A 20,770-nucleotide genomic window follows, 5' to 3' on the forward strand; every position below is an offset into this window, starting at 1 on the left:
GGCCATCGCCGGGTGCAGCGCCCGTATCGGACGGCGGAGGAATCGGCAGTGGCGGAGGAGACCGAGGCGCGCATCGAGCGGGCCCTGCAGGAGGCGTTGGCGGAGATCGCGCCGGAGGCGGACGTGCGTCGGCTGGACGCCGAGCGCAGCCTGCACGCCCAGCTGGGGATCGACTCGGTGGACTTCCTGCGCTTCCAGGCAGCACTGGAGCGCACGGCCGGGGTGCCGATCCCCGGTGCGCACAGCTACCGCTTGTCCACCCCGGCGGGTTGCCGGCGCTACCTGCACGAGCGGCTCGGGACTGACTAGTCGCGCTCGCCGGCCGGGGCCGGGTCGGGGTCCGCCGCCAGCCCGGCCTGCCGGATGATCGCCTGCAGCTCGGCGTCGGGTTCGGTGGTCAGACGCACCGTACGGCCATCCCCGGGATGGGGGACGGTGAGTTCGGTGGCAACGAGCATCAGCCGCCGGGCGTCGAAGCGCTCGCGGAAGAGCCGGTTGTTGGCGCCGTCGCCGTGGGTGGTGTCGCCGATGATCGGGTGGCTGAACGCCTTCATGTGCCGGCGCAGCTGATGCTGCCGCCCGGTCTGCGGCTGCAGTTCCAGGCGTGTGTAGCGCGCCGTGTCGTAGCGCGAGACCGGGATCGGCAGCTCCGTCCAGGCCAGCGGGATGTAGTCGGTGACCGCCGGCTGCGGTGCGCCCCCCTCGCCGCGGCGCCCGGCGCCCAGCGGGCGGTCGATGCGTCCGGGCGCCTCGACCCAGCCGCGCACCACCGCCTGGTAGCGCTTGCCGATGCGCTGCTCGCGGAAGGCGGCGGCGAGCACGGACGCGGCGTCGGGATCGAGGCCGAGGACCAGCACCCCGGCGGTGGCCCGATCGAGCCGGTGAACCGGGTAGACCCAGTGACCGCCGAGCTGATCGCGGACGCGCTGCAGGAGCACATCGCGGTCGCGGTCGATGTTGCTGCGGTGGACCAGCAGCCCGGCGGGCTTGTAGACGGCGATCAGCCGCTCGTCCCGGTAGAGCACGGCGAGGCTGCGATCGTCCCGGGTCGGGTTTTCCACGGTGGTGCGATCCTCGATTGCGGGCCTGTCGCGACGTTCCGGCGCAGGCGCTGGCACGCCGGCGGCACGCATCGTAGCGTATCGCCATGAGCGATCCCACACCCCGCAGCAGCGCCACCCCCTCGCCCCTGACGACGCTCGTCTACGCCCTGGCTGCCCTGCCGCTGGCAGCGAGCGTGCCGCCGTTCTTCCTGCAGATCGCTCCGCAACGACTGGAGGCACCGGAGGTGGCCGCCGTGGCGGTGATCGCGGTGCTCATCGCGCTGCGCCTGCTCGACGCTGTCGCGGTGCTGGTCGCCGGCGCCTGGAGCGACACCGTGCCCCTGGCGGCGCGGCGCCGGGGCGGCTGGTGGGCCGGTGCCGGACTCACCCTGGCAGGACTGGCGCCGCTGCTGCTGCTCGAGCCCGGCACCAGTCTGCTGCCGCTGCTCCTCGGCGGCACCATGACCACCCTGGGCTGGGTGCTCATGCGGGTCAGCCACCTGGCCTGGGGCGCCGAGCTGGCCGCCGGCTACCACGACCGCACTCGGCTGTTCACCGCGGCGCAGCTGGCCACCCTGCTCGGCATCGGGCTCGGGCTGGGCGCCCCGCTGCTCGCCGTGGAGGTGGGCGCGGCGCGCCTCGACGCGCTCGCGGCCCTCTACCTACTGCTCGTCGGCGTCACCGCCCTGGCGGCCCTGGCCATCCTCGCCCTGCCGGACCGGCAGCCGGCGGCCCCGCCCGGCGGGTTCGGCGTAATCGCCCGACGCCTGGGCGGGCTGCGGGCGTGGCGCCGGCTGCTCGGCGCCCACACGGCCAACGTCGCCGCCAATACCCTCGCCGCCGCCCTGCTGCTGCCCATCGCCGCCGGCATCGTCGGCGACGCCAGCGCCGCCCCGACCGCCTTGGCGGCCTACCTCCTGGCGGCACTCATCGGCCTGCCTCTGGGTGCGGCGCTGGCCCTGCGTTACAGCAAGCACGCCATCTGGTGCGCCGCCCTGGTCCTCGCCGCCGCGGTGCTGATCTGGATCCCGCTGCTCGGCCCGGGCCACACCCTGCCGCTGCTCATCCTCGCTGCCCTGCTTGGGCTCACCGGCAGCCTGGACTGGGCGCTCTCCGCCGCCATCCAGGCCGATATCCCCGACGTCGAAGCCGCCCACACCGGCGCCCCGCGCACCGGACTGCACTTCGCCGTCTGGTCGCTGGCCGGCCGCGTCGGCTTCACCCTGGCCGGCGCTGCGGCGCTGCTGACCGTGGCCCTCGCCCCGCCCAACCCCGCCCCGGGCACGGGCGAGGTCAGCACCCTGCTGCTCGTCGCGGGGATCGCCCCGGCGGCGCTCAAGCTCGCGGCCATGGGGCTGATGTGGGACTTTCCGGTGGACGAGATCCGCCACGAGGCGCTGCAGCGGCGCATCGCCGAGCGCCGCGCGGCGGACGCCGCCGCGGGGTAGCCGCCGCGCCGGGCGTGCCGGTCAGGCGTCGCCGGTGCCGAGGACCTGCCGGGCCCGCTCGGCGGCGAAATCGAGCATACGGTTGAGCGAGCGCCGCGCCCCGGCTGCCACCCCGGGATCCACGGTGACCTGCGGCTCACCGGCCTCGAGCGCCGCCGCCAGGCTGCGCAGCCCGTTCATGGCCATCCACGGGCAGTGAGCGCAGGAGCGGCAGGTGGCGCTGCGCCCGGCGGTGGGCGCCTCGATGAGCGTCTTGTCCGGGGCAGCCTCGTGCATCTTGTGGAAGATGCCGGCGTCGGTGGCAACGATGAAGGTGTCGGCCTCCATCTCGGCCACGGCACGGATCAGCTGCGAGGTGGAGCCGACCACGTCGGCCTGCTCGACCACCGCCGCCGGCGACTCCGGGTGGACCAGCACCCGGGCCCCGGGGTGCGCCTGGCGCATATCGGCCAGCTCCAGGCCGCGGAACTCCTCGTGGACGATGCAGCTGCCATCCCAGAGCAGCATGTCCGCACCGGTCTGGCGCTGCACGTAGTCACCCAAGTACTTGTCCGGCGCCCAGAGGATCTTCTCGCCGCGCTCGTGCAGGTGGGCCACCACGTCCACGGCGATGCTCGAGGTCACCACCCAGTCGGCGCGGGCCTTCACCGCCGCGGAGGTGTTGGCGTAGACCACCACGGTGCGATCCGGGTGCTGATCACAGAACGCCGCAAACTCGTCGGCCGGACAGCCGACATCCAGCGAGCAGGTGGCCTCGAGATCCGGCATGATCACCCGCTTGTCCGGGGTGAGGATCTTGGCCGTCTCGCCCATGAAGCGCACGCCGGCGACGGCCAGCATGGAGGCCGGATGTTCGGCGCCGAAGCGGGCCATCTCCAGCGAGTCGGCGACACAGCCGCCGGTCTCGTCGGCCAGCCGCTGCAGCTCGGCGTCGGTGTAGTAGTGGGCGACGAGCACCGCATCGCGCTCGCGCAGGAGCGCGCGGATGCGCTCGCGCAGCGCCTCGCGCTCATCGGCGCTGAGCGTCTCGTCGGCGGTGAACGCCTCGGGACGGAAATAGCGGGTGGACGGCTCGATGACGGAGGGATCCGACATGGGCTCAGGACCTCGATGGGTAACGCAGGGGATTATGGGGTTGGACCGTTGCCAGCGCCGGGAGTTGCGTCGGCTACCGGCTCCCAGCCGTAGCCAGCGGCCTCGAGTTCGCGGGTGAGCGCCTCCAGCGCCTCGGTGGCCCGCGGCGCCGGCCCGCGCACACCGAGCTCGACCTCGAAGCCGCGCTCGCGGCCGCCACCCGGCAGACAGGAGATGCGCAGATCCGGGTACGCGGCGGTGAAGCGCTCAAGGAGCGGGATCATCGCCCCCTCGCGCGCCCCGGGGACACGCACCGCGCGCTGCAGCGTGCGCCCCGGCGCCTGCAGGTGGGCGTAGTGGGTGTCCAGCACCCACTCCACCATGGGCCAGGCCATGCGCGGGAAGCCGGGGACGAAGTGGTGGTCGCCCCAGGAGAAGCCCGCCACCCGGTTGACCGGGTTGGGGATCATCCAGGCGCCGGCGGGAAACTCCACCATGCGCAGGCGCTGCTCGGTGGTCTCGGCACCGAACTGCTCGCGCATGGCCGCCTCGGCCTCGGGGTGGCGCTCCAACGGCCGTCCCACCGCCTCGGCGCAGCACTGCCGGGTGCGGTCGTCGGGGGTGGCGCCGATGCCGCCGAAGCTGAAGACGATGTCGCCCCCGGCGAAGGTCTCGCCCAGGGTGCGGGTCAGCAACTGCGGGTCGTCACCGATCAACCGCGCCCAGGCGAGCTCCAGCCCGCGGGCGTCGAGCCGCTCGATCACCGCCTCCATGTGCCGATCACGGCGCCGGCCGGTGAGCAGCTCGTCGCCGATGATCAGGGCCCCGAACCGGGGCGTATGGTCCGCATGCTCGGTCATGGCGTTGTACCGTACCGCCACCGCGTCACCCCGGCAACCGCGTCTTCATAGATGCGCAGCAGCGCCGGCATCAGGAACAGCACGATACCCGTGGCCCCGGCCAGACCGAAGGCGATGGCCGCCGCCATGGGGATGAGGAACTGCGCCTGTACCGACTGCTCGGCGAGCAGCGGCAACAGCCCGCCGATGGTGGTCAGCGAGGTGAGGATCATCGCCCGCAGGCGCTGGCAGGAGGCCTCGGCCAGGGCCTCGACCACCGGTGTGCCGTCATTGCGGATCTGCTTGTAGAACAGCGTCAGGATGATGGCGTTGTTCACGGTGATGCCGGTCAGGCCGAAGAGGCCGAAGAGCGAGAGCAGGGTCAGGTCGAGCCCCATGACCCAGTGGCCGACCAGCGCCCCGACCAGCCCGAAGGGGATCACCGACATCACCAGCAGCGGCCAGCCGTAGGAGGCGAAGACCCACGCCAGGATCAGGTAGATCAGCCCCAGGGCGAAGAACAGCCCGCGCTGCATATCGGCCAGGGTCTCGTCCTGGAAGTCCGCCTGCCCGCCGAACTCGGCGGCCACGCCGTAACGCTCGGTGAGTTCCGGCAGGACATTCTCGCGCAGATCGGCGCGGATCTGCCCGGTGTTGGCCACCCGGTCGTCCACGTCGCCGGTCACACTCACAGCCAGCTCGCCGTTGTGGTGGCGCACCACCTCGAAACCACGGCGCGACTCGATGGTGGCCACGCTCTCCAGCGGTACCAGATCCCCGTCGGGCAGGCGGATCTGCAGATCGGTCACCGCCGAGAGATCGCGGCGCTCGGCCAGCGGCTGGCGCAGGCGCACCTCCACCTCGTCACGGCCCTGGTGGTAGACCTGGGCCAGCTCGCCGGCGAAGGCATCGCGCACCTGCCGGCTGACCGCCTCGGTGGTCAGCCCCAGGGCCCGGCCTTCGGCGGTGAGACGGTACACCCACTGCTCCTGACCGTAGGGCAGGTCGTCGTCGATGCTGCCCAGCCCCGGATAGCGGTGCAGCACCTGGCGCAGCTCGTCGGCGGCCGCCCGCAGGGTGCCCGGATCCCCCTGGGTCAGGCGGACGTCGATGTCCTCGCCGGGCGGGCCGGCGCTGCGCTCGCGGATGACCAGCCGCTCCAGACCGGGGCGCTCGGTGATGCGCTCCTCCCAGGCGTTCATCAGATCGGTGTTGCGGACGTCACGATCCTCCGGCGAGATCAGCTCCACGGCGATGCTGCCGTAATGATCGCCACGGTTGGCGTCCTGGGCGTCGCGGGCCTGCATCTCGCCGTAGCGCACGGTGTGGGTGCGCACCAGCCGCTGCTCGGAGAGCGCCTCGTCGGCGGCGTGGAGCTGGCGCTCCATGTCGGCCAGGAAGGCCTCCACCCGCTCCGGCGGCGTGCCCGGCGCGAAGCCGACGTTGGCGTGCAGCACCGTCCCCTCGGGCTCGGGGAAGAAGGTGAACTCGATCCGACCACCAACCACCAGTCCCACCGCCGCCACCAGCAGCGCCACCGCCGACGAGACCGTGGTCCAGCGCCACTCCACCGCCCGGGTGATGCCGCGCCGGTAAGCCCCCTCGCGGAAACCGTGGAAGCCGCTGTCCACCCAGCGCCGGAAGCGGCTCGGCTCGCGCCCGCGCTGATCGCCCTCGAAGGAGCGGCGCAGGTGCCCGGGCAGGACGATGAAGGCCTCGATCAGTGAGGCGATGATCACGCAGATCACCACCAACGGGATGTCGAAGAGGATATTGCCCATCACCCCGCTGATCGCCATCAACGGGATGAACGCCGCCACCGTGGTCAGCGAAGAGGCCATCACCGGGGCGAGCATGTCCCGCGCGCCGCCGGCGGCGGCCTCCCCCGGCGATTCGCCGCGCTGGAAGCGGGCCACGCCGCGCTCTCCGACCACGATGGCGTCGTCGACGATGATCCCCAGGGTCATGATCAGCGCGAAGAGGCTCATCATGTTGATGCTGCCGCCCACGCCCCAGAGCACCACCAGCGCGGTGAGGAAGGCGGCGGGGATGCCCACCGTCACCCAGAACGCCACCCGGGCGGTGAGGAAGGTGAATAGGATGGCCACCACCAGCAGCAGCCCGGCCAGGCCGTTGCTGACCAGCAGGCCGATGCGTTCGCTGATCAGCTCCCAGAATTCGTCGTAGACGGTGAGCTCGAGCCCCTCGGGTAGGGTTGGCGTGACATCGTCGTACCAGGCCTCGAGGATGGCCGCCGCCCCCAGGGCGTCCTCGCCCTCGGCGCGCTGGACGTAGAGTTCGATGGCGGTGTCCTCGCCCAGGCGGAAGTCCACCTGGCCGTCCCGGGCGCGGCGCTCGATCTGCGCCAGGTCGCTGAGCAGCAGCGGCTGGCCATCGCCGTCGGTGATCTGCAGATCGCGGAACTCCTGCACGCCGCGGCGCTGCTCGAGGCTGCGCAGCTGCCGGGCGATATCCGCCTCGCCGGCCTCGCCGCCGGGCAGATCGGTGCTCTCGGCGTCGATGGCAGCCCCCAGGTCGCCGAAGGTCAGACCGGAGTCGAGCAGCACGCGCTGCTCGACCTCGATGGCCGTCTCCAGATCCGGCATGCCGGTGACCTCGACATTGGCCACCCCGCGGCGCAGCAGGTCGTCCTCGAGCTCACGCGCCCAGGCGCGCATGCTCGATGGCGGGGCATCGCCGCTGAGCACCACGCGGGCCACCGGGTCGAACTGGGTGATGCGCCGGATGGTCGGCTCCTCGGCCTCCTCCGGGAGGTTGCGCACGGCGGCGACGCGGTCCTTGACGTCCTCCACCGTGTCGGCCATGTCGGTGCCCTGGAAGAACTCAAGGCTGATGTTGCTGACGCCGTCCGCCGAGCGCGACTGCATCTCACGCAGCCCCTGGACGTCGCGCACGGCGTCCTCCAGGGGGGTGGTGACCGAGTCGGCGACGTCCTCGGCGGTGGAGCCCGGCCACTGCACCTGCACGGTGACCACGTCGAGCTCGAAGCTGGGGAAGAACTGGGTGTTGAGCTGGCTGACGGCGTAGAAGCCGCTGATGAACATCAGCGCCAGCACCAGGTTGGCCGCTACCGGGTGCTCCGCCAACCAGCGCAGCGCGTCTCGCCGCTGCTCGACCATCGCCTAGCGGCTCTCCGCTTCGACGCGCACGCGCAGCCCATCCGTGGCCTGCGGGATCTGGGTGGTAACGATCTGCGTGCCGGCATCGATCTCCGGGGCGCGAACCAGCGCCCCCCGGCCCCCGTCGGGGCGCCGCGCCTCGCCCAGGCGCTGCACCTCGATGCCGCGTAGGCGCTTGGCCTCCTCGTCCTCCTCGATGACGTAGAGCCGCTCGGTGCCGTAGAGCGCCTCGTAGGGCACCACCAGCGTGCCCGGCTCCGGGGGCAGCTCCAGCATCACCTCGGCAAAGCGATCCAGGGCGACCTCGTCGTGGCGCTCCTCGACGGCGAAGATCGCCTCGACCCCGCCGCGCTCCCGGGGGGTGTGCCCGGCCAGCCGGTCCAGCTCCAGGGCGAGCCCGCGGCCGTCCACCAGGGCCTCACCGTACACCCCGGTGTCAGCGGCGCGGGCCCGATAGAGGGCCCCGATGCGCGTGGTGGGGATCTGCACCCGGACCTCCAGCTCGCCGGTGTCGTAGAGGCCGACGAGTTCGCTGCCCGGGCTCACTCGATCGCCCCGGCCCACGGCCACCGCCCTGACCCGGCCGTCGAAGGGGGCGCGCACCTCGGTGCGGCGCACGTCGCGCCGGGCCTGGTCGCGGGCCGCCTCCGCGCTGTCGCGCCGCGCCTCGGCCACGGCCAAGCGCTCCTCGGCGTCGTCCACCGCCTGTTGCGCCCGGATCACCGCCTGGCGCTGCCGCTCCCGGGCCTCCTCGGCGTCGTCGAGTTCCGAGGGCGAGGCGGCGTTGTCGGCCACGAGCTCCTCGAGCCGCGCCACCCGCCGCTCATCGATGGCCAGCAGCGCCTTCTCGGCCTCGAGATCCTCGCGGTCCGCCGCAACGGCGCGGCGCTCCTGGCGCAGTGCGGCCTCTTGCTCGTCGAGATCGGCCTGACGCTGGCGCAGGGTGTCCCGCAGTTCACCGTCGTCCAGGCGCACCAGCAGCTCGCCGGCCTCCACCACGCGGCCGTCGCGCGCCCGGACCTCGGCGACGTCGGCCTCCACCGCGGACTTGACGGTGACATCCGAGGGCGACTCGATATAGCCGAACAGGCGCAGCAGCGGCTGGTGGACGCCGGGCTCGGCGCGCTCGGTGGCGACCACCCACGAGGGTTCGGTGGGCTCCTCGGCAGGCGGATCGGGGCGGGTCCAGACCAGCGCCGCCAGCACCAGCACGGCCGCCAGCAGCACCACCACGGGCGCAGCGACCCCCCAACCCTTGCGCAGCAACGAACGTAACGGCACGCAGCCCTTCCTTTTCGTCTCGAATGTCGTGGAGCGACCCCGGCCGCCCGGTCAGACCTGATTGAGCAGCGCCAGTTCCGGCGGGCTCCAGTAGAGATAGAACTGCCGCTCCACGTAGGGATCCGGCCAGTGGCGGAAGTGGTGGCGCAGCAGCGTCACCGGCACGATCAGCGGCACCATGCCGGTGCGGTACTGCTCGATGACGTCCACGACCTCCTGCTTGTCCGCCGGATCCAGCTCCCGCTTGAGGTAGCCGAGCAGGTGATAGAGCACGTTGGCGTGCCGCCCCCGGGTGGCCGGCCGGGCCAGCGCCGCCATGAACGCCTCGATGTAGGCCTCGGCCACGGCCTCCAGCGGCCGCTCGCCCAGCGTCGAGACCAACCGCCCGAGCGCGCGCATGCGCTGGTCGTCGTGGGCCATGAGCAACAGCTTGTGCTCGGCGTGGAAGTCCACCAGGGCCTTGCGCGTCAGACCCGCCTCGACCAGGCGCTGCCAACGGTAGTAGCAGAAGACCCGACAGACAAAGCCCTCGCGCAGGGCCGGATCATTGAGCCGGCCCTCCTCCTCGACCGGCAGCAGCGGATTCGTCTCCATCAGTGTCCGCGCGTAGGCGCCACGGCTTGAGAACCCGGCCGGATGGCCGTCGGGCTTATACACCTTGACCCGCTCCATGCCGCAACTCGGCGACTTGGACTTGAGGATATAGCCGCTGAGCCAGTGCAGCTCACGCCCTTTCTCGCGGCCGTAGGCCTCCATGGCCTCGGTGACGTCGGTCTGCCGGTCACGCACACCACGCACCCGCACCCGCTCGTCCTCGGCCTGCTCCAGGCGGATGGGCGGCCGCGGGGTGGGCAGCCCGATGGCCACCTCGGGGCAGACGGGCACGTAGCGGAAGTAGCGCGAGAGCGCCTCGGTCACGAAGGGGTTGCGCTTGTGGCTGCCGTCGTAGCGCACCTCCTCGCCGAGCAGGCAGCTGCTCACGCCGACCGGTATGCGTGGCTGTGGCTCTTGGGCACCATCCTCCCGGTTCTGCTCACTCTCCCGACTCATGATCTCCCTGGGTTTGTACATCTTTTGTACAGCATTCTAAACGTCCTGTGCCGGCCCCGCACCCACACTGCGCTCGATGGCACGGCGCAGCGCCTCCATGTCCGGGACCATGAGGCAGTCGGGCACGCCGTCCGGCGGCTCCGGCGGGCCGTGACGGCACATCAGCGCCGCCTGCATACCCGCGGCCAGGGCGCCGGCGGCGTCGGTGTGCGGATCATCACCGACGTGCAGGACCTCCCCCGGTGGTACCCCGGCACGCTCACAGGCCAGGGCGAAGATCGCCGGCTCCGGCTTGGGGATGTCAATATCCACGCCGCGCACCACGAAGTCGACGCAGGGCCCCAGCGCCGTACGGTAGACATCGGCGTTGCCGTTGGTGATCACGCCGATCCGAAAGCGCGCCGAGAGCTCGCGCAGCGCCGGCAACACCTCGGGGAACGGGGCCACCCGGGCCTGCCGCGCCTCGAGAAAGACGGCAAAGGTCTGCTCCACAAAGCGCTCCGCGGCCGTCCCATCGATCCCGCAGCAGCGGGCGATCTCGGCCATGGTGGCACGGCGCAGGGTGGTCGCGTTGCGCGTCAGCTCAGGCCGCGCGGCGGCGAGTTCGCGGCGGAGCTGGCGCATGCGATCGGGATCGAAGCGCTCGGCCACCACCGGGTAGGCTTCGCGCAGGTAGTCGTGCAGGGTCTGCTCGGCCGCCGCGAGCACGTCCTCGACGGACCACAGGGTGTCGTCGAGATCGAAGGTCAGCGCCCGCAGCGGTGCCCGGATCATGAGCCGGCCGCCTCTTCGCCGCCGCCCGCCCGGCGCCCCAGCGCCGGGCCACCGCAGGTCGCCTCGATCCGCTGGAGCAACTGCTCGTGGGCCTCGCGCTCCAGCTCGCCCGATTCCGGGACGCGCAGTCGCGGCCGCTCCGGGGACAGCCGCTGGATCGGCTCGGCGCCGCCCGGCTCCAGGCCCTCGCCGTCCAGGGAGAGCTTGCCCTGGCCACCGGTCATGGCCAGGTAGACCTCGGCGAGCAGCTCGGAGTCGAGCAGCGCGCCGTGGAGTTCGCGCCGCGAGCCGTCCACGCCGTAGCGCTTGCACAGCGCGTCGAGGCTGCAGCGCTGCCCCGGATGCATGCGCCGCGCCAGCTGCAGCGAATCGGTGACGGTGCAGTAGTCCTCGAGTTGCCCCCACGCCGGCCCCAGACGGGCCAACTCGGCGTCGATGAAGCCGACGTCGAAGGGGGCGTTGTGGATGATCAGCTCGGCATCCCGGACGTAGTCGACGAAGCGCCGGGCGATGTCGGCGAAACGCGGCTTGTCCGCCAGGAAGCGGTTCGACAGGCCGTGAACGTTCTCCGCGCCCTCGTCCACCGCCCGATCGGGATTGAGGTACTCGTGGAAGTTGTTGCCGGTCAGCCGCCGGCGCTCGAGTTCCACGCAGCCGATCTCGATGATGCGGTGCCCCTCGGCGGGGTCCATGCCAGTGGTCTCGGTGTCGAGCAGGATCTGCCGCATGGCTCGGGTCCCGGGTACTTTGCAACGATTCCAAATAGTCTGCGGTGCGCCCTATCCCGGGTCAACGCAGGTTGTGCGAAAGGGCACACGATAACGCCCGCCCGTCGGATTTGCGACACGCGCGCGCCGCTCGCCGCCCGGCCACCGCCCGGCACAGGGCGGCGGCGACCGCGGACCGGGCGTGGCACGCGCCTTGCTGCACTGCGGGCAAGCCACCCACGACCGGAGCTGCCCGCCCATGCGCAACCAGGAGATCGCCGCTCTGCTCGACGAGCCGGGCTGCGCCCACAACCAGGGGTCGAAGTCCGGCTGCGCACGTCCCACCCCCGGGGCCGCCGCCGGCGGCTGCGCCTTCGACGGCGCCCAGATCACCCTGCTGCCGGTGGCCGATGCCGCCCACATCGTCCACGGCCCCATCGGCTGCGCCGGCAGTTCCTGGGATAACCGCGGCACCCGCTCCACCGGGCCCACCCTGTGGCGCATCGGTATGACCACCGACCTCAGCGAGCAGGACGTGATCATGGGCCGGGGCGAGGCGCGGCTGTTCCACGCCATCAAGCAGGCCGTGGACGAACACGCCCCGGCGGCGGTGTTCGTCTACAACACCTGCGTACCGGCACTCACCGGCGACGACCTCGAGGCAGTATGCGGCAGCGCCGAGCGCCGCTGGGGCACGCCAGTCATCCCGGTGGACTGCGCCGGATTCTACGGCAGCAAAAACCTGGGCAACCGCATCGCTGGCGAGGCGGTGGTCCGGCACATCGTCGGCACCCGCGAGCCGGAACCGGTGCCGGCAGAGGACCAACCGGCGGACCGCCAGATCCACGACGTAGGCCTGATCGGCGAGTTCAACATCGCCGGCGAATTCTGGAACGTCCTGCCGCTGCTCGACGAGCTCGGCCTGCGCCTGCTCGGCAGCCTATCCGGCGACGCCCGCTACCGCGAGCTGCAGACCCTCCACCGGGCCGAGGCCAACATGCTGGTCTGCTCCAAGGCTTTGCTGAATGTGGCGCGCACCCTGGAGGAGCGCTACGGCATCCCGTATTTCGAGGGCAGCTTTTACGGCGTCGCCGACACCTCCGCCGCCCTGCGCGGCTTCGCCCGGCTGATCGACGACCCGGCACTGACCGAGCGCACCGAGCAGGTCATCGCCCGCGAGGAGGCCCGCGCCGATGCCGCGCTGGAGCCCTACCGCGAGCGCCTGCGCGGGCGCCGCGCCCTGCTCTATACCGGCGGCGTGAAGAGCTGGTCGGTGGTCTCGGCGCTGCAGGATCTGGGCATGGAGGTGGTCGCCACCGGAACGCGCAAATCCACCGAGGCGGACAAGGCGCGTATCCGCGAGCTGATGGGCGAGCAGGCGCAGATGCTCGATAGCGGCGCGCCGCGGACGCTGATCGACACCGTCCGCGCCCACGAGGCCGACGTGCTCATCGCCGGCGGACGGAACATGTACACCGCGCTGAAGGCGCGCATCCCGTTTCTGGACATCAACCAGGAGCGCCCCCACGCCTACGCCGGCTACACCGGCATGGTGGAGCTGGCCCGCCAGCTGTGCCGCAGCATCGAGAGCCCCATCTGGCCCCAGGTGCGTGAACCGGCGCCCTGGGAACGGCAGGAAGGGAGGACCGGGCCATGACCCGCATCGAACGATCCACCAGCCCGCTGAGCGTCAACCCGCTGAAGGCCAGCCAACCGGTGGGTGGCACCCTCGCCACCCTCGGCTTCCGCGGCGCCGTGCCGCTGCTCCACGGGGCCCAGGGCTGCACGGCCTTCGGCAAGGTCTACTTCGTGCGCCACTTCAACGAGCCGATCCCGTTGCAGACCACGGCCATCGACCCGATCAGCGCGGTGCTCGGCGCCGACGATAACGTCCTCGGCGCCCTGGATACCCTGTGCAGCAAGTCCGCGCCGGCGCTGATCACGCTGCTGACCACCGGGCTCTCGGAGGCCGAGGGTACGGACATCGAACGACTGGTGCGCACCTTCCGCAGCGAGCACCCGGAGCACGCCGCCACCGCCGTGGTGCCGGTGAACACGCCGGATTTCGTCGGCAGCCTGGCCAGTGGCTACGCGGCCACGGTGGAGGCGGTCATCGAGCACCTGGTCCCCGCCGAGGGCACCCGCCCCGGCCGGGCACCGCGGCGGGTCAACCTGCTGCTCTCCGACGCCGTCTCGCCCGGGGATGCCGAGGCGCTGTGCGAGTTGCTCGAGGCCTTCGGCCTGGAGCCGGTGGCCATCCCCGACCTGGGGGCCTCCATGGACGGCCACCTAGACGACGACGATTTCAGCCCCATCACCACCGACGGGACGCCGCTGGAGGCGCTGCGTGGCTGCGGCGACGCCGCCGCCACGGTGGTCGTGGGCGCCTCGCTGAACCGCGCGGCGGACCGGCTGCGCGAGCGCACCGGGGTCCCCGACTACCGCTTCGAGCACCTGATGGGCCTGCACGCCACGGACCGGCTGGTCATGGTCCTGTGCGCCATCGCCGACCGCACCGCCCCGCCACCACGCATCCAGCGCCAGCGTCGGCAGCTGCAGGACGCCCTGCTCGACACCCACTCGGTGCTCGGCACCACGCCGGTGGGCGTGGCCACCGAGGCGGACCTGCTCGCCGGGCTGACCACCCTGCTCCACGACGCCGGCGCCGAGGTGACCACCGCCGTGGCCCCGGAGCGCTCGCCGGTGCTCGACGCCATACCGGCGCGCCGGGTGCATATCGGCGACCTGGAGGCGCTGGAGCACCACGGCCGCGAGGACGGCGTGGAGCTGATCCTCGGCAGCGGCCACGCCGCCGCCACCGCCGGCCGGCTGGGGGTGCCCATCGTGCAGTGCGGCTACCCCATCTGGGAGCGGGTCGGGCTGCACACCCGCCCCCGGGTGGGCTACCGCGGCAGCCGCGACACCCTCTTCGAGCTGGCCAACACCCTCCTCGAGCATCGCGAGGTGCACGGCGACGTGCGCCCCTACCGCTCGATCTACCGCAGCGCCGATATCGCCTGAGGAGCCGTGATGACTGTCCGTCACTTAAGGATCGCCGACGGGGAGGGGCTGGAACCCGCCCACCAGGGCTCGGTGCGCATCGCCTTCGCCACCGCCGACCGGCACACCGTGGACCAGCACTTCGGGCTGGCCAGCGGCTTCGCCATCTACCAGGTGGGGTGTTCGGGCACCCGGCTGCTGGAGGTGGCCGACATCGAGGAGCCGGCCGACGCGGCGCCGGACTGCGACCGCCTGGCACCGCGCCTGCAGGTCGTCGAGGGCTGCGCCGCGCTCTACTGCAACGCCATCGGCGCCCCGGCCGTGCGACGGCTGCTCACACAGGGGTGCCAGCCGCGCAAGGTCTCCCACGGCACCGCCATCGACACCGTGCTGGGCACCCTGATCGCGCAGTTGCGCGAGCGCCCGCCGGCCTGGCTGAGCCGGGCCCTGCGCGGCGAACCGGCCGGCGAGGCCCGTTTCGACGCCATGGAGGCCACCGGCTGGTGGGCCGACTGACCAGCTGCAGCCAACCAGGGAGGAACCCCCATGTGGACCTGGAACCCGCAGGACGAGCAACCCGAAACCACCGCCACCGCGCAGGTCCTGGACGACCAGGATCCCGCCCTCGAGACACCGTTCATCCGTGAGCTGCTCCGCCAGGTCCGTGCCACGGACACCTTCGGGGCGTGGGAACACTACAGCGATGCGGCGGTCATCGATCCGTTCATCCTCACCCCCGAGCGCAAGCGCGCCATCCCCGTGGTCGCCGACCCCGACGGCGAAACGGTCAACCGGGTGCGCACCTTCTACAACGCCGTGTCCGCGCGGATCGAGGCGCGCAGCGGGGTGATGGCGGTGCCGGTGATCAACCTCAGCCACGAAGGCTTCGGCCGCGCCTTCGTGCTTGCCGGCAAGCTGGTGGTCGTCGACAAGCCGCTGCGCGACGTCCACCGCTTCGGCTTCGCCAGCACCGAGAAGCTGGTCAGCCGCGGCGAGCGCCTGGTCGACGGGGCGGTGGCCCTGATCGAGCGCTTCCCGGAGGTGGCCCGAGCCTGAATCCGGCGCGGCCGGACCGACGGACTATACTCCGCTGGGGGGTTCGACCCCGTAATGGAGGATAGCCCGATGGCTCATTCATGGTTGCGCACCGCCGGTGCTGCGCTGCTCATTGCCCCGCTGGCGGCCACCGCCGGCCAGGAGATCCGCATCGGCTGGACGGCCTGGGCCGACGCGGAGTTCGTCACCCGGATCGCCGAACGGCTGCTCGAGGAACGCTACGACGTCGACGTCGAACTGGTCCAGACCGACATCGCGCCGCAGTACACCGGCATCGCCCGCGGCGACCTGGACTTGATGCTGATGTCGTGGCAGCCGATCACCCACGAGGACTACATCGAGCGCTACAGTGACGACCTGCTCGACCTGGGCGTGCTCTACGGCGACGCCCGCCTGGGCTGGGTGGTGCCGCGCTGGCTGTACGAGGACGGACTGACCAGCATCGATCAGCTCAATGAGGAGCGCTGGCAGGACGCGCTCGACGGGACCATCCAGGGCATCGACCCGGGCGCCGGGCTGATGCGCCTGTCCCACGAGGCCATCGAGACCTACGGGCTGGATTATACGCTGATCGAGGCCAGCGACGCCGGCATGACGGCCTCGCTGGACCGGGCCGCGCGCCGCGATGAGCCCATCGTGGTCACCGGCTGGAGCCCGCACTGGAAGTTCGGCGCCTACCAGCTGGCGTTCCTCGACGATCCGAGGGGCGCGCTTGGCGGCGCGGAGACCATCCACGCCCTCGCCCGCCTCGGCTTCGACGAGGACCATCCGCAGATCGCCGCCTTCATCGGCTGCATGGACTACGACCTGGAGATGCTCAACGACTACCTGTTCATCGGTCGGGACGAGTCCACCGAGGCCGCCGTCGACCGCTTCTTCGAGCAGGAGACCGAGCTCATCAGCGCCTGGGCCGCCTGCGCCACCGAGCAGTAAACCCGCCCCACCGACCCTGCCCCTGCCGGATCCCTCCGGCAGGGCTCCGGAGCAGCGCTCAGTCCCCGTCCTCGAACCCGGGGGCGTCGTCGCGGACCAGCAGCAGATCCGTGGACACCTCCCGCAGCAGCCGTGCGGCAACGCTGCCGAGCAGCATGTTCGCCCAGCGGCCACGCCCGTGGTTGCCCATCACCACCACATCGGCGCCCAGCCCGCCCAGGGCCTCGAGCAGGATCGTGGCCGGATAGCCGGCGTGCACCTCCAGGTGCACCTCGTCGGCGCCCAGCCCCTCGTCCCGGGCGAACGATTCCAGGTCGGCCCGCGCCTCGTCCATCCAGCGCGTCTGCTGCTCCTGGATGTAGCTATCGCCGATGCCGGCAGCGCGCATGCGATCCAGCTCGGCGGTATCCACCACATAGAGCAGGTGCAGCTCGGCCGCCGGGAAACAGCGCCGCGCGTACTGAAGCGCCGCCCGCGAGCAATCCGAGAAATCGACGCCCACAGCAACGCGCCGATACGGCGCATCGGAGTCGCGCCGGACCACCAGCGTCGGCGTCCGTGCGTGGCAAACCAGCTGCTCGGCGGTGGTGCCCAGGATCCAGTCGCGCACGTACTGCCGGCCGTGGGCACCGACGACCAGCAGGTCGGCGCCGCCCTCGTCCGCGGCGTAGACCACCTCGCCGATCACATCCCCGATCAGGACCCGGGGCTGCGCGCGGTGGCCCGGGGTCCCGGACTGGAGCTGCTGCTCGGCGGCGGCCTGGAACACCCCTTCCCGATCCGGCGAGCCGCTGAGCGCGCGCAGCCCCGGCGCGTCGCTTTCGATGACGTGGACCGCCTCCAGCGTGGCGTCCCAGGCCTCGGCCAACTGTACGGCGCGGCGCCCGGCCCGCCCGGCGCGTTCCGACAGGTCGCTGGCGAAGACGATTTTCTGCATGCTCATGACGGCTCCCTCGATCGCATCCGGCAGAATCCGGCCAAAGGTCCGGTGCAGCGGGCCTCGGCGCTTGCCCGCGCACCGGTCTCATCCTTAGATTGTGGCACCATGACACGCGAGTGCGGGAGCCACAGCGGGGCAACACGCCGCAGCTCCCGCGGAACCCGGTATCCGAGAGGAGCCTTTACCCATGCTTCAGAAGGAACACACGCGTCTCGAGCTCGTCACCTTCCTGGTGGCGGTGGCCACCGGCGTGCTCGGCGCCGTCGCGGCCTCGGCCGGCGCCTACTGGTTCGGCGGGATCCTGATGGCGATCATGGCCCTGGCCCTGTTCATTTTCGTCATCCCCGGCATCGCCGCCAAGCTGCCGCCGGCGGGGCAGGCCCTGCCCGCAGCCCTGCTGCTGATCCTCGGCCTGTGGATGATGGCGACGGTGGGTGAGGGGCTAAGCTTCCTCGGCTTCATCGCCATGGTGGTAGCCGTGGGCACCGTGCTCATGCCCTTCTACCTGATCGCCCTCGGCGGGCGGGCCTTCCACCTCAAGCAGCAGCGCTGAATGTCAACGACCCCGCGGGACGGCGTCCCCCCTGCCGCCGCCCCGCGGGGTATCCGACCCGCCCTGCGCGGATCAGGCCGGTTTCAGCGTGACATCCCCGAGGATCTGCGCCTGGCAGGCGATGCGCTGCTGCTTGCCCGCAAAGTGCTCGCGTAGCAGCTTCTGCTCCACCTCCGAGGGCGCGCTCAGGTTCTCTTCTCCGTCGAGCACCTTGCACAGACAGGTGCCGCAGTCCCCCTCGCGGCAGCCGTAGACAATCCCCGAGCCGACCTTCTCGGACAGCTCGATGATCCGGGTTCCCGCCGGCGCGCTGACGGTCAGATCGATATCCTTGAACGTTACCTGGGCTCTTGGCATCCCGTGAACTCCTTGTGGCTTATGGTTGGATTCTATTGCTGGCCCCGTCCGGTAACCGCCGGCCTCACGGCGCGACCCGCGCCGCACCTTCTCCGGCCATCAGCCGGGCCAGCCACGGCGGCGGGCGCTCGGCCAGGGCGGCGCGAAGCTCGTCCATGTGCGCCGCGGCCGCTCCCCCGGCGTCGCGCCTCATGGGAAAGACCCCGGCGTTGACCACCTTGGCCGCCGCCGGGCCGCCGATCGAGCAGCAGTACAGCACGTGGCAGTCGGCGATCAGCGCCACCCGGGCCGCGATGCGGTCGTCGCGCCGGGTGCCGCTGCCAGTGACCGCCTCGGCCACCGGCCGGACCTCGGCAAGCCGGCAGCCGGCGGCACCGACTTCGTAGATGAGGAACCGGGCGCAGGCGCCGAAGTGACCATCCAGCTCACCGCCGCTGTTCGAGGCGCAGGCGACCCGGATGGTCCCCTCTGGCGACGGACCCGGCTCCGGCTCGGGGACCGGCTCTGGTGCCGCCTCTTCGCCATGCAGGGCCCGGCAGGCGGCCTCCAGCCGCTCCGCCGGGGCCTGCTGAACGGCCTCCAGGTGGTGGGCCCCGCCGGCGTCGCGCAGCCCCCGGGGGGTCACCCCGGCGAGCTTCTCGGCGCTCAACGGTGCCCCGAGCAGCCCGGTCAGCACCCGCACCAGCTGCGATACGTCGAGCTCCGGGAGCTCGCGCGCCGCCAGCCCGATGCGCAGGGCCAGTTCCGGTTGCAGTGACGCATCCTGCATGCCGTCTCCTCCCTTCAGTCGGCGGGGACGATGCACTCGTCCACCTCGCAGACCTCCTCGCAGCGGGGCATCTCGAAATGCCCCTCGCACTCGGTGCAGCGGTCCGCGATGATCTCGTAGAGGCCCATCTTGTTGCGCTTGATGGCCGCCTCCGGGCACTCCGGCTCGCAGTCGCCGCAGCTGGTGCACAGTTCCGGATCGATTTTCATGGCCATGCTCTTTCCTCCTCGATCACCGGACCAGGTCGTAGTTGAAGTCGGTGACCCCCATGTGACGGGTCTCCTCGTCGAGCCGGGCGAGCACCTCGTTGACGATGGTGGTGAGGATGTACATCGCCCCCTCGTAGCCCCAGATGCTGTTGCGGTGCAGGTGATGCCGGTCGAAGATCGGGAAGCCGAGGCGGATCAGCGGCACCTCGAACTCCTTGCCCTTGTAGAGGGTGTCGCGCTGGATGAACTTCCCGTAGGAGTTGCCGATCATGAAATCCGGCTTGTCGGTGAAGCACAGCGAGCGCATGTGCCAGAGATCCTTGCCGACGTAGACCTGGGCGCTCTCGCCGTACGGGGTCTGCTCGAGCATGGCGCGCATGGCCTTGCCCCAGCGCTTATTGGCGTTGTGGCAGAGCACGTGGCGCGGCTCGGCGCCGAGTTCGGTGAGGAACCGGGTCATGCCCATGACGAAGTCCGGATCCCCCCACAGGGCGAAGCGCTTGCCGTGCAGCCACTGGTGGGAGTCGGTCATCATATCCACCAGCCGCCCGCGCTCGAGCTCCAGGGACTCGGGGATCGGCTTGCCGGTGATCTGCGAGACCTTCATCAGGAAGTTGTCGGTTCCCTCGAGGCCGATGGGCACCTGAACCTCGGGGCAATCGTGCTTCCAGGTCTGCTTGATGTACTTCTTGGTCTTGGTCAGCATCCACGGCTGGAGCAGCAGGGTGTCCAGCGCATTGGGGGCGTCACGGACCTCGTCAATCGGCGTCCCACCGGCGTACATCCGGTATTCACCGTCGGCCGGGGTGTCGAGCACCTCGGTGGGATCGCAGAGCAGCGAGGCCTCCACGCCCATCTCGCCCAGGGCGCGCTTGAGCCAGCGGTAGCTGCCCAGGTAGGTCTCGAAGCCAGGCACCAGGTTGACCTTGCCGTTGCTGCCCGGCTGCTTGTCCTCCATCTCGTTGATGGTGAAGTAGCGGGCAATGCCCTCGAACATGCCGTCCCAGCCGGTGACGTGGCTGCCGACGAAGCTCGGCGTGTGCGCAAAAGGCGTGGGCACTTCCTGCGGCAGATACCCCTCGTCCTTGGCGTTGCCGATGAAGGCGTTGAGGTCGTCGCCGATGACCTCGGCCATGCAGGTGGTGGAGACGGCGATCACCTCGGGCTGGTAGATCTGGTAGGCGTTCTGCAGCCCCTGGTTCATGTTCTTGTGCCCGCCAAAGACCGCGGCATCCTCGGTCATGGAGTCGGAGACACAGGCCACCGGCTCCTTGAAGTGGCGGTTGAAGTAGGTCCGGAAGTAGGCCACACACCCCTGGGAACCGTGGACGTAGGGCAGGGTCTTCTCGAACCCCAGCGAGCAGAGCACCGCCCCGAGGGGCTGACAGACCTTACCCGGATCGACGGTCAGCGCCTCGCGCGAGAAGTTCAGCTGCTGGTACTCCTCGGTGGTGGTCCACTCGAAGGTCTCGTCGATCTTCGCCGCGTCGACGCCCTCCTCCTGCTCCCGGCGCTTGCGGCTGAGGACCTGTTGGTAGTCGTCATCCCGGAACAGCGGGTAGCACGGCTTGATGGCTTCGGTGTCTTCGTTCATTGC

Annotated in this window: 21 protein-coding genes; 8 read left to right on the forward strand and 13 right to left on the reverse strand. The window is 71.0% G+C overall.

What is annotated here, in order from left to right; genetic code table 11:
* Positions 1-48 precede the first annotated feature (48 nt).
* Positions 49-309 carry an acyl carrier protein gene (locus LRG10_RS13175; protein WP_201242846.1) on the forward strand — a complete coding sequence of 87 codons (261 nt, stop codon included), beginning with the start codon at positions 49-51 and terminating at the stop codon, positions 307-309.
* Here LRG10_RS13175 and LRG10_RS10385 read toward each other — a convergent pair.
* Positions 306-1,061 carry a pseudouridine synthase gene (locus LRG10_RS10385; protein WP_238635530.1) on the reverse strand — a complete coding sequence of 252 codons (756 nt, stop codon included), beginning with the start codon at positions 1,059-1,061 and terminating at the stop codon, positions 306-308. The genes LRG10_RS13175 and LRG10_RS10385 overlap by 4 nt on opposite strands.
* An 86-nt stretch (positions 1,062-1,147) precedes the next feature.
* On the opposite strand from LRG10_RS10385, the gene LRG10_RS10390 reads away from it, so the two are divergent.
* The gene (locus tag LRG10_RS10390; RefSeq protein ID WP_238635531.1) at positions 1,148-2,491 is read left to right on the forward strand and encodes an MFS transporter; all 1,344 of its coding nucleotides are present in this window, start codon (positions 1,148-1,150) and stop codon (positions 2,489-2,491) included.
* Between the two features lie 21 nt (positions 2,492-2,512).
* On the opposite strand, the gene nadA is transcribed toward LRG10_RS10390, so the two are convergent.
* From nadA to dnaQ, 7 genes are read right to left on the reverse strand one after another with little or no spacing between them, the layout of a single operon-like run.
* Positions 2,513-3,586: a quinolinate synthase NadA gene (gene nadA / locus LRG10_RS10395; protein ID WP_201168045.1), complete on the reverse strand. Its 1,074-nt coding sequence runs from the start codon at positions 3,584-3,586 to the stop codon at positions 2,513-2,515.
* Between the two features lie 32 nt (positions 3,587-3,618).
* The gene (locus LRG10_RS10400) at positions 3,619-4,425 is read right to left on the reverse strand and encodes a molybdopterin-binding protein (protein ID WP_201168048.1); all 807 of its coding nucleotides are present in this window, start codon (positions 4,423-4,425) and stop codon (positions 3,619-3,621) included.
* Positions 4,422-7,544, reverse strand: coding sequence for an efflux RND transporter permease subunit (locus tag LRG10_RS10405; protein ID WP_201242840.1), 3,123 nt, complete (start codon positions 7,542-7,544; stop codon positions 4,422-4,424). The genes LRG10_RS10400 and LRG10_RS10405 overlap by 4 nt, the downstream gene beginning before the upstream one ends.
* 3 nt (positions 7,545-7,547) lie before the next feature.
* On the reverse strand, positions 7,548-8,825 hold the full coding sequence (locus tag LRG10_RS10410) for a biotin/lipoyl-binding protein (RefSeq protein ID WP_201168050.1): 1,278 nt from the start codon (positions 8,823-8,825) through the stop codon (positions 7,548-7,550).
* A gap of 51 nt (positions 8,826-8,876) precedes the next feature.
* Positions 8,877-9,875, reverse strand: coding sequence for a DUF523 and DUF1722 domain-containing protein (locus tag LRG10_RS10415; RefSeq protein WP_201242838.1), 999 nt, complete (start codon positions 9,873-9,875; stop codon positions 8,877-8,879).
* Positions 9,876-9,911: 36 nt separating this feature from the next.
* Entirely contained in the window at positions 9,912-10,649 is a 738-nt protein-coding gene (locus LRG10_RS10420) for an HAD family hydrolase (RefSeq protein ID WP_201168052.1), read from the reverse strand.
* The gene (dnaQ, locus tag LRG10_RS10425; protein ID WP_238635532.1) at positions 10,646-11,377 is read right to left on the reverse strand and encodes a DNA polymerase III subunit epsilon; all 732 of its coding nucleotides are present in this window, start codon (positions 11,375-11,377) and stop codon (positions 10,646-10,648) included. Before dnaQ ends, LRG10_RS10420 begins: the two co-directional genes overlap by 4 nt.
* A 238-nt stretch (positions 11,378-11,615) precedes the next feature.
* On the opposite strand from dnaQ, the gene nifE reads away from it, so the two are divergent.
* The 5 genes from nifE (at position 11,616) to LRG10_RS10450 (ending at position 16,345) form a co-directional block, all read left to right on the forward strand.
* Positions 11,616-13,013, forward strand: coding sequence for a nitrogenase iron-molybdenum cofactor biosynthesis protein NifE (nifE, locus tag LRG10_RS10430; RefSeq protein WP_238635533.1), 1,398 nt, complete (start codon positions 11,616-11,618; stop codon positions 13,011-13,013).
* On the forward strand, positions 13,010-14,377 hold the full coding sequence (gene nifN / locus LRG10_RS10435) for a nitrogenase iron-molybdenum cofactor biosynthesis protein NifN (protein ID WP_238635534.1): 1,368 nt from the start codon (positions 13,010-13,012) through the stop codon (positions 14,375-14,377). Before nifE ends, nifN begins: the two co-directional genes overlap by 4 nt.
* Positions 14,378-14,386: 9 nt before the next feature.
* A complete protein-coding gene (locus LRG10_RS10440) occupies positions 14,387-14,872 on the forward strand; it encodes a NifB/NifX family molybdenum-iron cluster-binding protein (RefSeq protein WP_201168056.1) in 486 nt (161 codons plus the stop codon).
* A 30-nt stretch (positions 14,873-14,902) separates the two neighbouring features.
* Positions 14,903-15,412, forward strand: a complete 510-nt coding sequence (locus LRG10_RS10445) for a NifX-associated nitrogen fixation protein (protein ID WP_201168057.1) — start codon at positions 14,903-14,905, stop codon at positions 15,410-15,412.
* 69 nt (positions 15,413-15,481) lie between these two features.
* Positions 15,482-16,345, forward strand: a complete 864-nt coding sequence (locus tag LRG10_RS10450) for a glycine betaine ABC transporter substrate-binding protein (protein ID WP_201168058.1) — start codon at positions 15,482-15,484, stop codon at positions 16,343-16,345.
* A 58-nt stretch (positions 16,346-16,403) separates the two neighbouring features.
* Here LRG10_RS10450 and LRG10_RS10455 read toward each other — a convergent pair whose 3' ends face one another.
* Positions 16,404-17,288: a universal stress protein gene (locus tag LRG10_RS10455; RefSeq protein WP_201168059.1), complete on the reverse strand. Its 885-nt coding sequence runs from the start codon at positions 17,286-17,288 to the stop codon at positions 16,404-16,406.
* 184 nt (positions 17,289-17,472) lie between these two features.
* On the opposite strand from LRG10_RS10455, the gene LRG10_RS10460 reads away from it, so the two are divergent.
* Positions 17,473-17,838, forward strand: coding sequence for a hypothetical protein (locus LRG10_RS10460; RefSeq protein ID WP_238633054.1), 366 nt, complete (start codon positions 17,473-17,475; stop codon positions 17,836-17,838).
* Positions 17,839-17,910: 72 nt separating this feature from the next.
* Here LRG10_RS10460 and LRG10_RS10465 read toward each other — a convergent pair whose 3' ends face one another.
* The 4 genes from LRG10_RS10465 to nifK all read right to left on the reverse strand — a co-directional run bounded on the left by LRG10_RS10465 (position 17,911) and on the right by nifK (position 20,767).
* Positions 17,911-18,195 (reverse strand): 2Fe-2S iron-sulfur cluster-binding protein, encoded by a 285-nt coding sequence (locus LRG10_RS10465; RefSeq protein WP_201168061.1) that lies wholly within the window; start codon positions 18,193-18,195, stop codon positions 17,911-17,913.
* A 64-nt stretch (positions 18,196-18,259) separates the two neighbouring features.
* Positions 18,260-18,964 carry a dinitrogenase iron-molybdenum cofactor biosynthesis protein gene (locus LRG10_RS10470; protein ID WP_238633053.1) on the reverse strand — a complete coding sequence of 235 codons (705 nt, stop codon included), beginning with the start codon at positions 18,962-18,964 and terminating at the stop codon, positions 18,260-18,262.
* A gap of 14 nt (positions 18,965-18,978) precedes the next feature.
* Complete coding sequence (locus LRG10_RS10475; protein WP_201168064.1) at positions 18,979-19,179, reverse strand: 4Fe-4S binding protein; 201 nt, start codon at positions 19,177-19,179, stop codon at positions 18,979-18,981.
* Between the two features lie 16 nt (positions 19,180-19,195).
* Positions 19,196-20,767, reverse strand: coding sequence for a nitrogenase molybdenum-iron protein subunit beta (gene nifK, locus LRG10_RS10480; RefSeq protein ID WP_201168066.1), 1,572 nt, complete (start codon positions 20,765-20,767; stop codon positions 19,196-19,198).
* Positions 20,768-20,770: the final 3 nt, after the last annotated feature.

Origin of the sequence: Halorhodospira sp. 9628, assembly GCF_022228075.1 — a bacterium.
GTDB classification, from domain to species: Bacteria; Pseudomonadota; Gammaproteobacteria; order Nitrococcales; family Halorhodospiraceae; genus Halorhodospira; species Halorhodospira halophila_A.

Coding starts and splice junctions, on each gene's coding strand:
- LRG10_RS10415 (WP_201242838.1), bottom strand. CDS start 9,875: ATGAGTCGGGAGAGTGAGCAGAACCGGGAGGATGGTGCCCAAGAGCCA.
- LRG10_RS10460 (WP_238633054.1), top strand. CDS start 17,473: ATGCTTCAGAAGGAACACACGCGTCTCGAGCTCGTCACCTTCCTGGTG.
- LRG10_RS10470 (WP_238633053.1), bottom strand. CDS start 18,964: ATGCAGGATGCGTCACTGCAACCGGAACTGGCCCTGCGCATCGGGCTG.
- dnaQ (WP_238635532.1), bottom strand. CDS start 11,377: ATGCGGCAGATCCTGCTCGACACCGAGACCACTGGCATGGACCCCGCC.
- LRG10_RS10455 (WP_201168059.1), bottom strand. CDS start 17,288: ATGAGCATGCAGAAAATCGTCTTCGCCAGCGACCTGTCGGAACGCGCC.
- nadA (WP_201168045.1), bottom strand. CDS start 3,586: ATGTCGGATCCCTCCGTCATCGAGCCGTCCACCCGCTATTTCCGTCCC.
- nifN (WP_238635534.1), top strand. CDS start 13,010: ATGACCCGCATCGAACGATCCACCAGCCCGCTGAGCGTCAACCCGCTG.
- LRG10_RS10390 (WP_238635531.1), top strand. CDS start 1,148: ATGAGCGATCCCACACCCCGCAGCAGCGCCACCCCCTCGCCCCTGACG.
- LRG10_RS10445 (WP_201168057.1), top strand. CDS start 14,903: ATGTGGACCTGGAACCCGCAGGACGAGCAACCCGAAACCACCGCCACC.
- nifE (WP_238635533.1), top strand. CDS start 11,616: ATGCGCAACCAGGAGATCGCCGCTCTGCTCGACGAGCCGGGCTGCGCC.
- LRG10_RS10400 (WP_201168048.1), bottom strand. CDS start 4,425: ATGACCGAGCATGCGGACCATACGCCCCGGTTCGGGGCCCTGATCATC.
- LRG10_RS10405 (WP_201242840.1), bottom strand. CDS start 7,544: ATGGTCGAGCAGCGGCGAGACGCGCTGCGCTGGTTGGCGGAGCACCCG.
- LRG10_RS10475 (WP_201168064.1), bottom strand. CDS start 19,179: ATGGCCATGAAAATCGATCCGGAACTGTGCACCAGCTGCGGCGACTGC.
- LRG10_RS10440 (WP_201168056.1), top strand. CDS start 14,387: ATGACTGTCCGTCACTTAAGGATCGCCGACGGGGAGGGGCTGGAACCC.
- nifK (WP_201168066.1), bottom strand. CDS start 20,767: ATGAACGAAGACACCGAAGCCATCAAGCCGTGCTACCCGCTGTTCCGG.
- LRG10_RS10420 (WP_201168052.1), bottom strand. CDS start 10,649: ATGATCCGGGCACCGCTGCGGGCGCTGACCTTCGATCTCGACGACACC.
- LRG10_RS10450 (WP_201168058.1), top strand. CDS start 15,482: ATGGCTCATTCATGGTTGCGCACCGCCGGTGCTGCGCTGCTCATTGCC.
- LRG10_RS10465 (WP_201168061.1), bottom strand. CDS start 18,195: ATGCCAAGAGCCCAGGTAACGTTCAAGGATATCGATCTGACCGTCAGC.